Source organism: Actinomadura sp. NPDC048032 (assembly GCF_040653175.1).
Lineage (GTDB): Bacteria > Actinomycetota > Actinomycetes > Streptosporangiales > Streptosporangiaceae > Spirillospora > Spirillospora verrucosospora.
On record NZ_JBEZJP010000278.1, the window covers coordinates 1 to 10,863 of the forward strand.

13 protein-coding genes and 1 tRNA gene are annotated in these 10,863 nt (G+C 74.1%); 8 read left to right on the forward strand and 6 right to left on the reverse strand.

The genetic code is table 11. The features are described from left to right. On the reverse strand, positions 1–664 hold a 664-nt coding region (locus tag AB0C69_RS28665), incomplete at its 3' end, for an MFS transporter (RefSeq protein WP_360358291.1). Next, positions 661–1,344: an LppX_LprAFG lipoprotein gene (locus tag AB0C69_RS28670; RefSeq protein WP_360358292.1), complete on the reverse strand. Its 684-nt coding sequence runs from the start codon at positions 1,342–1,344 to the stop codon at positions 661–663. The genes AB0C69_RS28665 and AB0C69_RS28670, both read right to left, overlap by 4 nt. 184 nt (positions 1,345–1,528) lie before the next feature. Between AB0C69_RS28670 and AB0C69_RS28675 the strand changes: the two genes are divergently transcribed. Then, positions 1,529–1,602, forward strand: a tRNA-Ile gene (locus AB0C69_RS28675). 50 nt (positions 1,603–1,652) lie between these two features. Here the strand turns inward: AB0C69_RS28675 and AB0C69_RS28680 are convergent. Continuing rightward, a complete protein-coding gene (locus tag AB0C69_RS28680; RefSeq protein WP_345174577.1) occupies positions 1,653–2,426 on the reverse strand; it encodes an enoyl-CoA hydratase-related protein in 774 nt (257 codons plus the stop codon). 63 nt (positions 2,427–2,489) lie between these two features. Here AB0C69_RS28680 and AB0C69_RS28685 point away from each other — a divergent pair, with 63 nt between their 5' ends. Together AB0C69_RS28685 and AB0C69_RS28690 are read left to right on the forward strand one after the other, a co-directional pair. Further along, complete coding sequence (locus AB0C69_RS28685) at positions 2,490–2,882, forward strand: hypothetical protein (protein WP_185023356.1); 393 nt, start codon at positions 2,490–2,492, stop codon at positions 2,880–2,882. Between the two features lie 15 nt (positions 2,883–2,897). Then, on the forward strand, positions 2,898–3,188 hold the full coding sequence (locus AB0C69_RS28690; RefSeq protein WP_141577257.1) for an MTH1187 family thiamine-binding protein: 291 nt from the start codon (positions 2,898–2,900) through the stop codon (positions 3,186–3,188). Here the strand turns inward: AB0C69_RS28690 and AB0C69_RS28695 are convergent. Further along, positions 3,181–3,918 (reverse strand): hypothetical protein, encoded by a 738-nt coding sequence (locus tag AB0C69_RS28695; RefSeq protein ID WP_360358293.1) that lies wholly within the window; start codon positions 3,916–3,918, stop codon positions 3,181–3,183. The genes AB0C69_RS28690 and AB0C69_RS28695 overlap by 8 nt on opposite strands. Positions 3,919–4,101: 183 nt before the next feature. Here AB0C69_RS28695 and AB0C69_RS28700 point away from each other — a divergent pair, with 183 nt between their 5' ends. The 5 genes from AB0C69_RS28700 to AB0C69_RS28720 are packed head-to-tail and all read left to right on the forward strand — an operon-like array spanning position 4,102 to position 8,971. Next, positions 4,102–4,902: an ABC transporter ATP-binding protein gene (locus tag AB0C69_RS28700; RefSeq protein WP_360358294.1), complete on the forward strand. Its 801-nt coding sequence runs from the start codon at positions 4,102–4,104 to the stop codon at positions 4,900–4,902. Continuing rightward, positions 4,899–5,714: an ABC transporter ATP-binding protein gene (locus tag AB0C69_RS28705; RefSeq protein ID WP_360358295.1), complete on the forward strand. Its 816-nt coding sequence runs from the start codon at positions 4,899–4,901 to the stop codon at positions 5,712–5,714. The genes AB0C69_RS28700 and AB0C69_RS28705 overlap by 4 nt, the downstream gene beginning before the upstream one ends. Then, positions 5,711–6,601 carry a branched-chain amino acid ABC transporter permease gene (locus tag AB0C69_RS28710; protein ID WP_353832372.1) on the forward strand — a complete coding sequence of 297 codons (891 nt, stop codon included), beginning with the start codon at positions 5,711–5,713 and terminating at the stop codon, positions 6,599–6,601. The genes AB0C69_RS28705 and AB0C69_RS28710 overlap by 4 nt, the downstream gene beginning before the upstream one ends. Further along, entirely contained in the window at positions 6,594–7,694 is a 1,101-nt protein-coding gene (locus AB0C69_RS28715) for a branched-chain amino acid ABC transporter permease (RefSeq protein ID WP_360358296.1), read from the forward strand. Before AB0C69_RS28710 ends, AB0C69_RS28715 begins: the two co-directional genes overlap by 8 nt. Further along, positions 7,691–8,971, forward strand: a complete 1,281-nt coding sequence (locus tag AB0C69_RS28720) for an ABC transporter substrate-binding protein (RefSeq protein WP_360358297.1) — start codon at positions 7,691–7,693, stop codon at positions 8,969–8,971. Before AB0C69_RS28715 ends, AB0C69_RS28720 begins: the two co-directional genes overlap by 4 nt. Positions 8,972–9,002: 31 nt before the next feature. On the opposite strand, the gene AB0C69_RS28725 is transcribed toward AB0C69_RS28720, so the two are convergent. Next, positions 9,003–9,443, reverse strand: coding sequence for a MarR family transcriptional regulator (locus tag AB0C69_RS28725; RefSeq protein ID WP_345174558.1), 441 nt, complete (start codon positions 9,441–9,443; stop codon positions 9,003–9,005). Further along, positions 9,440–10,863 (reverse strand): DHA2 family efflux MFS transporter permease subunit (locus AB0C69_RS28730; protein WP_360358298.1); only part of this gene is annotated, 1,424 nt, incomplete at its 5' end. The genes AB0C69_RS28730 and AB0C69_RS28725, both read right to left, overlap by 4 nt.

Below are 10,863 nucleotides of genomic sequence, written 5' to 3' on the forward strand. Positions count from 1 at the left end.
CGCGCGTTGGTGTGGACGACGGTCTCCGTCCAGCGCCAGTCGGTCCAGTCGTCGCGGGTGGCGCCCGGTTCGCTTCGCTCATTTCTGGGCCGGACCCGCGCCCGCCCGGCACCGCGACCTGCACGGCCACCATGGCGACCGCGACCAGCGGCAGGTTGATCCAGAAGATCGCCCGCCAGTCGAGCGCCGCCGCGATCCCCGCCCCGTACAGGGGGCCCAGCACGCTTCCCAGCTCCTGCGCCGCCCCCACCGCGCCGAGCACGACCGGCCGCTGCCGCTCCTCCCAGAGGTCGCCGGCCAGCGCCATCGTCACCGGCAGCAGCGCGCCGCCCGCGACGCCCTGCACGACCCGTCCCGCCGTCAGCACCGGGACGCCGTGCGCCAGCGCCGTCACCACGGACCCGGCCGCGAAGAACACCAGGCACGCCTGCAGCACCGGCCGCCGCCCGAACCGGTCCGACAACTGCCCGAGCAGCGGCATCGCCGCCACGTATCCCAGCAGGAACCCGGTCAGGACCGGCGTCACCCGCTCCAGCCGGTTCACGGGGATCCCGAGGTCCTTGACCACCGGCACCAGGATCGTCGTGACGACGTAGGCGTCCAGCGCGGCGAGCAGCACCACCGCGCCGCCGGCGCCGATCGCGACCCGGCGACGCCCGCTCACCGCGGCGCGCTGATCTTGTACGGGGCGTCGAACCCGGTGAACCTGATCGTCACCGACCCCTTGTCCTTCGGGAACGTCCCCCGCACCTTCAGCAGCCGGTGGTCGGCCTTGCTCACCCACACCTGGCCGTCCATGTCCTCCCCGATGCCGGGGATCAGGCCGGCGACCTGGTCCTTGGGCAGCTTCGCGGCCACCCGGTAGGCCTCCTTGCCGTCCACCTTCTCCACCGCCTCGGGCGACGGCCCCTGCGCCGACGTCAGCAGCTTCGCGATCCCCCGCTGCGGGTCGAGCACCGCCGACGGGTCGTACACGCTCGCCGCGAGGCCCTTGGGCAGCTTGCGCCAGCCGCCGGTCCCGGCGTCGAGGTAGATGCTGTCCCCGACCGCGACGACCTTCATCTCGACCTTCTGCCCCTGCTGCTCCACCGCCAGCGTCCCCTCGGCGTCGCCGCTGCGGAGCAGCTTCATGTCGCCGCCCTTCACCATGACCGGCGTCGTGCCCTCCGACTCCAGGGTGAACGCGACGCTCTTGAGGCCCCCCATGGCCTGCGCGGCCTGGCGGAGCGTCTGCGCGGCGTCGAAGTCGGCCTTCTTCGCGGGCCCGCCGGACCCGCCGTCGCAGGCGCCGGCGAACACCAGCGCGAGCAGGACGGGCACGAGAGCGAGGATGCGTCTGGACATACGCGGGACCCTACCGACGGGTACCACCACCCGTCACTCGGTACCAGGTATGACATCCCACCCCCTCAGGTAGGACGTCGTGGGCGGTGCGGGTGTGGGACATCGGGGTTCGCGGTGGCCCCGGTGAAACGGCCGCCGCTAAGATTGCACCCGGCGACGCCCCGGCCGGTCCGGGGATGCGCCTGGGGCGGTAGCTCAGCTGGTCAGAGCAGGAGACTCATAATCTCCCGGTCGCGGGTTCGAGTCCCGCCCGCCCTACCCATGGCGGCACACCGTTCCCGGAGCGGAGCGAGCCCTCTTCCGAGGCCCTACGCGGGCCACTCCGGGCGGCGCTTCTCCAGGAACGCCGCCATCCCCTCCTGCGCCTCCGGGGTCTGGCTGGACGCGGCCATCACCTCGATCGCGTAGGCGTAGGCGTCCTGTTCGGGGCGGTCGAACTGGGCGTACATCGCCTGCTTGCCGAGGGCCTTGCTGCGCGGGCTGCCCTGGGTGGCGCGCCGAAGGAGGTCGTCGACGGCCTTGTCGAGCTCGTCGTCGGGGACCGCGTAGTTGATCAGTCCCCACTCGGCGGCCGTGGCCGCGTCGACGACCTCGCCGGTGAGGGCCATCTCGGCGGCGCGCTTGCGGCCGACGTTGCGGGAGATCGCCACCAGGGGCGTGTGGCAGAACCAGCCGCCCTTGCCGCCGGGCGCGGCGAACCCCGCGCTCTCCGCGGCGACGGCGAGGTCGCAGCTCGCCACGAGCTGGCAGCCGGCGGCGGTCGCGAGGCCGTGCACGCGGGCCACCACCACCTGCGGGACGGACTGGATCGTCCGCATCAGGTCCGTGCAGACCCGCAGCAGGTCGCGGGCGTCGGCGTGGGACGCGCCGGCCATGTCGGCGAAGTCGTGCCCGGCGGAGAAGACCGGACCGTTGGCGGCGAGGACCACGCCGAGGGCGTCGGTGTCCCCCACCTCCCGGAACGCCTCGGTGAGGCGGAGGAGGAAGGCGCGGGAGAGCGCGTTGCGGCGGCGCGGCCGGTTCATCGTGATCGTGGTGAAGGGACCGTCGCGGTGCAGCAGGACGTCGTCGTCTTCGCTCATGTTCCCGACGTTACGTCAGACCCTCGTCGTACGGTGGTCCGGCGTCCACGAGCCGAGGGGGGCATGGCCTTGAAACTTCTCACCGCCACCAACTCCAGCCAGGGATTCCGCGGCAACGACTTCGACTGGTGCGTCGAAGGCGAGCTGGTCCACATCGGGACGGTGTGCGCCCGCGACCGCGACGACCCCGACGGCGGCTGCGGATGCGGCCGCTCCTTCGCCGGGCTCAACTCCCATCGCGCCACCACGACCGCGATGGTCCGCGAGATCCCGGGCTTCACCGACGCCGACTACGTCCTGGCCATCCGCTCCAGCCTCGAACAGCAGGGCTGCGACCCCTCCTTCGCCGAGCACGAGGCGGCCCTGCTGCGCTGCCTCGTGCGCGACTGGCCGGTGGGGGTGGTCGTCGAGCGCCGGCTGGATGAGATCGTGGTACGGCAGGTCGTCCAACCCTAGTCTTGGAGGTGCGCGATGCTCGTCGCGTTCTCGGTCACCCCGCTCGGCGCGGGCGAGGAGGTCGGCGAGCTCGTCGCCGAGGCGGTCCGGGTGGTGCGGGCGAGCGGACTGCCCAACCGGACCGACGCCATGTTCACCACGATCGAGGGCGAGTGGGACGAGGTGATGGCCGTGGTGAAGGCCGCCACCGACGCGGTCGCGGCGCGGGCGCCGCGGGTGAGCCTGGTCGTCAAGGCCGACATCCGCCCCGGCGTGACCGGCGCCCTCGACGCCAAGGTCGAGTCGGTGGAGCGCCGCCTCAGGTGAAGCAGGCCCGCACGCCGTTCTCGCCGCCGCGCGCGAAGGCGCGCAGCCGCTGGACGGCCGAGCCGTGGTCGCCGGGTCTGGTCCACGGCGTCCGGTCGCCGATGACCGCGAAGGCGTCCACCAGCTCCTGCTCGTCGCCGTCCTCCAACCGCAGCGTGCCGTCGTCGGACGAGCCGTACAGGGCGGCGCCCGCGAGGCAGTCGGCCTGCAGCTCCGCGGCGGGCGACACCAGGCCGCGCCGGAGCCGGTTCTGGACGGCGTGGCCCCACTCGTGCGAGATCACGAGGTAGACCCACGCGTCGCCGCGCGCGTACCCCGACCGCATCAGGTGGGCGTCCCAGGCGACGAAGTCCCCGGAGGGGCAGTAGGCCGCGTTGTCGGGTTCGAAGCGCTCGCGGCCGCAGACCGGCGCTGAGGCCGGATCGCGTCCGTCGTAGAGGCCGACGACGCGCGGTGAGCTGTACTCCCCCGTGAACAGGCGGTTCCAGTGCCGCCGCCAGAAGTCGTCGGTGAGCGTTTCGGCGGTGCGGACGTCCTCCAGGAACCCGCGCTCGTCGAACGCAGCCGGGGCGGGCGCGCGGGACGCGGCCCGGGTGCTCTGCGCCGCGGGGCGGGCGCCGGGTCCCGCGGCCGCCGGCTGGAACTCGCAGGCGCCCGTCAGCGCGGCCAGCGCGAGCGCTCCGGCGAGGGCGGCGCACCGCCGCGAACGGTTCCCTGCCGTCTGCCTCATGACGGGTCATACGCGCGCGGACCCCCAGAAGGTCGAACACTCACCCGAATCGGCCCGCACTGTGCTCCCCGCACAACCCGAACGACGTTCGATTGGACCCTCGCCCCGTCTTGCCCGCGGCCCGTGGACGCAGGTCGGGGCCCCGTGCTGGGGTGCCGGTCACACGAACTTCTGGAGGGGCGCATGGCGAACGGGACCCTCGCGGTCCGCGGGCTGTCGGTGACCTACGGGCGGGCGGTGCGGGCCCTGCGCGAGGTCTCGCTGGACGTCCCGGCGGGATCGGTCACGGCCGTCCTCGGCGCGAACGGGGCCGGCAAGACGACCCTGCTCCGCGCGATCTCGGGCACGCTGCCGTTCCACCGCGGCGCGGTGGACGCGGGCACGGTCCGGCTCGGCGAGCGGTCCCTGGTCGGCCTGCACCCCGCCACCGTCGTGGCGGCCGGGGTCGTGCAGGTTCCGGAGGGCCGCCGGGTGTTCGGCCGGCTCAGCGTCGAGGAGAACCTGCGGGCGGGCGCGCTCGGCGCGCCGAGCAGGTCCGACGCCGCGAAGGCCCGCGCGCGGGTGCTCGCTCTGTTCCCGCTGCTGGCGGAGCGGGCGCGCCAGCGGGCGGGGCTCCTGTCGGGCGGTGAGCAGCAGATGCTCGCGATCGGGCGGGCGCTGATGGCGTGCCCGGCCGTGCTGCTGCTGGACGAGCCGACGCTCGGGCTCGCCCCGATGATGGCCGAGCGCATCGCCGAGACCGTCCGGGAGATCAACCTGCAGGGCACGGCGATCCTGCTGATCGAGCAGAACGCGGCGCTGGCGCTGGAGCTGTCGTCGTCCGCGCACGTGCTGGAGGTCGGCGCGGTGACGCTGCGCGGGCCGTCGGCGGAGCTGGCGGCGAGCGACGAGGTCAGGCGCCGCTACCTCGGCGCCGGCGGCGCGGACGCCGCGGCCCCCGAGGCCGGGGACGGGCCCTCGCTGGAGCGGTGGTCCGCCGGATGAGCGACGCGGAGGCGGGCGAGCTGCGCGTCAGCGGGCTCACGGTGCGGTTCGCGGGGCTGACCGCGCTGGACGGGGTGGGCTTCTCCGTCGAGCCCGGCAGCGTCCACGCGCTCATCGGCCCGAACGGCGCGGGCAAGTCGACGTGCTTCAACGTCCTGTCCGGCGTCTACCGGGCGAGCGAGGGCAGCGTGCGGTTCGGCGGGGCGGAGCTGACCGCGCTGCCGCCGCACCGGATCGCGGGCCTCGGCGTCGCCCGGACGTTCCAGAACATCGCGCTGTCGCGGCACCTGTCCGTCGAGGACAACCTCATGCTCGGGCGGCACCGCCTCACCCGGGCCGGGTTCGTGTCGGCGGGCCTGCGGCTGCCGCGGGCGCGCCGCGAGGACGCGCGGCACCGGGACCGGGTCCGCGACATCGCCGCGTTCGTCGGCGTCGCCGAGCACCTCGACGCGCCCGTCGGGCTGCTGTCCTACGGCGTGCGCAAGCGGGTCGAGCTGGCCCGCGCGCTCGCGATGGAGCCCCGGCTGCTGCTCCTGGACGAGCCGGTGGCCGGGATGAACGGCGCGGAGCGGCGGCGGATGGCCGAGGTCATCTTCCGCGCCCGCGCCGACCTCGGCCTCTCGGTCCTGCTGGTCGAGCACGACATGGGGATGGTCATGCGGCTGGCCGACGAGGTCACCGTCCTGGACTTCGGCAGGCGCATCGCGGGCGGCGCGCCCGCGGCGGTGCAGCGCGACCCGGCCGTGATCCGCGCCTACCTCGGCGCCGCGCACGCGCCCGCGGGCGCCCCCGAATCGGAGGGAAATCCTTGAGCACGTTCATCGAGCTGGTGGTCAACGGGGTCTCGGCGGGGTCGGTGTACGCGCTGATCGCCCTCGGCTTCGTGATCATCTTCAGGGCCACCGAGGTGGTCAACTTCGCGCACGCCTCGCTGCTGCTGGCGGGCGGCTACGTGACCGCGGTGCTGCACGACGACATCGGGTTCCTGCCGGCGCTCGGCGCGGGCGTCGCCGCGGCGGCCGCCGCGGGCGCCCTGGTGGAGCTGCTCGTGCTCCGGCGCGCCCGGGTGGAGGACCGGTCCGTGCTGGCGATCGTCACGATCGGCGTCGACATCGTGCTGACCACCGCGCTGACGCGGGAGATCGGCACCCGGGTCCTGTCGCTCGGCGACCCGTGGGGCGACGGGATCGTCGAGGTCGCGGGCGTCGGCATCGCGCAGACGCGGATCGCCGCGTTTGCGACCGCGGCCGTCCTGATCACCGCGTTCCTGCTGGCGTTCCGCCTCACGCCCTGGGGGGTGGCGATGCGGGCGGCGGCCGAGGACGGCGAGACGGCCGCGCTCATGGGCGTCCGGCTGGGCCGCGTGTCGTTCGCCGCGTGGGCGATCGCGGGGGCGCTCGCGGCGGTGGCGGCGCTGTTCCTGACCGTGTTCCCCACCCCCGGCCTCGACCGCGCCACCTCGTTCGCCGCGATGAAGGCGTTCCCGGCCGCGATCCTCGGCGGCCTCGACTCCACGACGGGCGCGCTCGTCGGCGGCCTCGCCGTCGGGCTCACCGAGTCGCTCGTGACGGGCTACCAGGGCGAGCTGGCGTTCCTCGGGCGCGGCATCGGCGACGTGGCGCCGTTCCTGGTGATGCTCGCGGTGCTGCTCGTGCGTCCCGCCGGGCTGTTCGGGACGAGGGAGCTGTCGCGTGTCTGACGCCCGGATCCGGTACGCGGCCGCCGCCGCGTCCACCCTCGTCCTGCTGGCCCTGCCGTTCTACCTCGACGCGTTCTGGCTCCAGACGGGCCTGTTCGCGATGTCGGCGGCGGTCGGCGCGATCGGTCTGAACCTGCTGACCGGCGCCACCGGGCAGCTGTCGATGGGGCACGCCTTCTTCCTCGCGGTCGGCGCGTACGGGTACGTCTACCTGGCGTCCGGCCCGGGGCCGAAGCTCGCGGGCCTCGGGCTGCCGACCCCGCTGGCGTTCCTCGGCGCGATCCTGCTCGCGGGCGTCGCGGGCGGGCTGTTCAGCCCCATCGCCGGACGGCTGCGCGGCACCTACCTCGGCATCGCGTCCCTCGCGCTGATCTTCATCGGGCAGCACCTGCTGTTCAACGCCGAGAGCGTCACCGGCGGGTTCAACGGCCGGGACGTCCCGCCGCTGGAGATCGCCGGGTTCCGCTTCGACGACGCCCCGGAGCTGGTGGTGTTCGCCGTCCCGCTCGGCGCGCTGGAGCGGCTGTGGTTCCTCGCCGTCGCGCTGCTGGCCCCGGCCGTGTGGATCGCGCGCGGCATCCTGCGCGGACGGCCGGGGCGGGCCCTCAACACCGTCCGCGACCACGAGGTCGCGGCGGCGGTCATGGGCGTCCCGGTGGCCCGCTACCGGGCCGGCGTGTTCGTGCTGTCGTCGATGTACGCGGGCGCGGCCGGGGCGCTGCTCGCGCTGGCGTTCCGGCGGACCGTCCCCGACTACTTCGGCATGTTCCTGTCCCTGGACTACCTCGCCATGATCGTCATCGGCGGGCTCGGCACCGCGGCCGGGGCCGTCGCGGGCGCGGTGTTCGTCTCCGTCCTGCCCCAGCTCCTCACCCGCTTCGGCGACGACCTGCCCCTCGTCGCCGCCCCGGGCTCGGGCGGCGTCTCCCCCGCCGAGGCCGCCCGGATCCTGTACGGCGCCGCCGTCGTCGCCGTCGTGCTCTTCCTCCCCGGCGGCCTGACCGGGGCGTGGACGCGGCTGCGCACCGCCGCGTCCCGGCGCCGGGCCTCCCGTCCCCTCACCCGATTCGAGCAAGAGGAGCAAGCGATATGAAGCGCATCCCCAGGTTCGGTCCGGCGCGTCTTGCCGTGGTCGCGCTTGCCGTGGCGCTGCCGCTGGGCATGGCGTCGGGCTGCAGCGGCAAGGCGTCCGGCGGGTCCGGCGGCACCGGTTCGGACGGTGTGAAGACCGGGCCCGGCGTCACCGACGGCACGATCCGCGTCGGCGTCGAGACCGACCTGACCGGCGTGTACGCGCCGCTCGGCAAGAGCCTCACCCAGGCGCAGCGGATGTACTTCGAGCAGCTGAACGCCCAGGGCGGCGTCTGCGGGCGCAAGGTCGAGCTGGTCGTCCGCGACCACGGCTACGACGTGCAGAAGGCCGTCGCCGGGTACAGCGAGATGCAGTCGAGCGTCATCGGGCTCGCCCAGTTCGTCGGCTCGCCGATGGTGACGGCGCTCAAGGGCCGCATCGAGGCCGACAAGATGTTCGTCATCCCGAACGCCTGGTCGACGACGCTGCTCGGCAGCAGGTACATCCAGGTCACCGGCACCACCTACGACGTCGACATGATCAACGCCCTGGACTTCCTCACCCGGGAGAAGGGCATCGCCAGGGGCGACAAGGTCGGGCACGTGTACTTCGAGGGCGACTACGGCGAGAGCGCGCTCGCCGGGGCGAAGTACGCGGCGGGCGAGCTCGGCCTGACGCTCGTCGAACAGAAGATCAAGGCGACCGACAACGACATGTCCGCCCAGGTCGCGGCGCTGAAGAGCGCGGGCGTCAAGGCGATCCTGATGAGCGCCGGGCCCCGGCAGTCGGCGTCGCTTGCGGGCCTCGCCCGGGCCAAGGGCATGGCGGCGCCGATCGTGGCGAGCAACTCCGGGTTCTCCCCGCAGCTCCTGCAGACCGCGGCCGCGCCCGCGCTGCTGAAGGACTTCTACCTCGCCAGCGCGGGCGCGCCCATCTCGTCCGACCTGGCGCCGATCAAGAAGCTGGCGGACGACTACGGGAAGAAGTACCCGGGGCAGCCGCGCGACAGCGCCGTCGTCAACGGGTACACGGGCGCGGTCATCTTCGCGGACGGGCTGAAGAAGGCGTGCGCGGCCAAGGACCTCACCCGCGAGGGACTGATCACCGCGCACCGGTCCACCACCGCCCACGACGGCGGCTACGGCACGCCGATGGACTTCTCCAAGGTGGACGAGCCCGGGACCCGCAAGACCTACATCCTGCGGACGGACGCCAAGGCGCTCGGCGGGCTGGTGGTCGAGCGGCAGCCCACGGAGTCGGAGGCGGCCGGGAAGTACAAGGTCCCGGCCGGGGCCTGAGGGTCGCCGGGACGCGGGGCCCGGCCCGCGGTCAGCCTTCGGAGACCAGGCGCGCCGCGACCCGGTCGAGGACCGCGAGGTCCTCGGCCGGGAGGTCGTAGAGCGACGGCGGCGGGGTGTCCAGGATCCGCTCGGCCTCGGCCGCCGCGGCCCGCCCCGCCGCCGTCGCGGTCACGATCTTGGATCGGCGGTCGGCGGGGTTCTCGGTCCGCTCGACCAGGCCCCGCCCGACCAGGTCGTCCACCACGAGGGTGACGTAGGGGCGGTCGGTGAGGAGCCTCTCGGCGAGGTCGCGCAGCGTCAGCGGCGCGCTGGCCGCGGCGACGTACCGCAGCGCCTTGACCCGGAAGAAGCTCATGCCGAGCGCGTCGGTGACCTCCCGCCGCCGGTCGCCGCGCTCGTGCAGCAGGACCCGCAGGTTGTGCCACGCCCGCGCGGCGGCGTCGGCGTGCTGGACTGCGGGCTCGGTCATCGCGCACTCGCTCCCGTCACATCGCGTGCGTCCGGCGCCGTCTCGTCGCCGCCGAACAGGCCGGCCGTGCGCGCCGCGCTGCGGGCGGCCCGCCGGCCCGTGGTGGCCGTGCCGAGCACCAGGACGGCGCCGGCGCATCCGGCGAGGATCCAGTATGCCGGTCGGGCGGCCGACACGAAGGCGTCCGCTGCGGGGTGCGCCGCGGACGTCCCGGCGGCGAGCACGGCTCCGATCACCGCGACGCCGAGCGCCTGCCCGATCTGCCGGCTGGTGGAGGCGACCGCCGCGGCGACGCCCGCCTGGGCACGCGGCATGCCCGACACGGCGGTGTTCGTGATGGGCGAGTTCAGCATGCCGAACCCGAGACCGAACAGCACGTACGCGGCGAAGAGCGTGACGTCGCTGGTCTCGGCGTCGAACGCGGCGAACAGCAGGCCGCTGGCGAGCATCGCCGCCCCCGCGATCTGGAGCGGGAGCCGCGGGCCGCGGCCGCCGACGAGCCGTCCCGACAGCGGGGCGGACGCGGCGGTCATCGCCGCCATGGGCAGCAGGAACAGCCCCGCGTGCAGCGCCGACAGCCCGCGCACGTTCTGCAGGTAGAGGGTGTTGAGGAAGAGGAATCCGCCGAGCGCGGCGAACCCGCTGACCGCGATGACGGTCGCGCCCGAGAACGGGACGCTGCGGAAGAAGCGCAGGTCGATCAGCGGCTCGGGGGTGCGCAGCGCGTGGACGACGAACCCGGCGAGGGACGCCGCGGCGACGATCGCGGCGCCGGAGACGGCGGGGTCGGCCAGGCCGCGGCCGGGCGCCTCGATGATCGCGTAGGTCAGCGTCCCGAGCAGCAGGATCATGAACATCTGGCCGAGCGGATCGGGACGGCGGGGGCGCGGGGCGCGCGACTCGGGGACGAACAGCGCGGTCAGCACCAGCGCGGCGAGCCCGATCGGCACGTTCAACCAGAAGATCGACCGCCAGCCGACCGAGTCGACCAGCACTCCCCCCACCAGCGGTCCCATCGCCATGCTGAGCCCGACGACGGCGCCCCAGACGCCGATGGCGCGGGCCCGCTCGCGCGGCCCGGTGAACACGTTCGTGATGATCGACATCGCGACGGGGTTGAGCATCGACCCGCCGACCGCCTGCACCACCCGGGCGGCGACGAGCCAGCCGAGCGACGGCGCGAGGCTGCACAGCACCGACCCGACGGAGAAGAGCGCGAGCCCCGTCTGGAACACGCGGCGCCGCCCGATCCTGTCGGCGGTCGAGCCGGAGAGCAGCAGCAGGGACGCCAGGACGATCAGGTACGCGTCGATCGTCCACCACGACGACAGCCCGACCGAGCGCGGCCACTCCCCGTGGTCGGCGCGGTAGCGCTCCAGGAGCGAGTCCGCCATCGCCTGCCCGGTCTCCCAGGCGAGGC